At 63.8% G+C, this 271-nt stretch carries 1 protein-coding gene; it reads right to left on the minus strand.

What is annotated here, in order from left to right; all coding sequences use genetic code 11:
• A partial coding sequence (locus SB719_RS20165) for a TolC family protein (protein WP_412159743.1) occupies positions 1-271 on the minus strand: 271 nt, incomplete at both ends.

Consider the following 271-nt stretch of genomic DNA (forward strand, 5'->3'; position numbering starts at 1 on the left):
GGTATTGCGAGCTGGCCAGATTCAGCGAGCGTTGCGCAGCCTGAGAGGCCTGGTCGCGAATGGTTGCACTCTGCAGCGAGCGCACCAGCCCGCTGGCTGCATCGTCGGCCTCACGGGCGGCTTCGCGCACGCTCTGCTGATACAGCTCGATCAGTTGCTGCAAGCGGGCATCTTCCACGCGTACGGTGTTCTTGCGCCGGCCATAGTCGAACGGGTTCCAGATCAGGCTTGGGCCAGCAGCCAGGTCGAAGGTGTCGGGCAGATGATTGGC

The organism is Pantoea sp. SIMBA_079 (assembly GCF_046940275.1).
GTDB lineage: Bacteria > Pseudomonadota > Gammaproteobacteria > Enterobacterales > Enterobacteriaceae > Pantoea > Pantoea borealis.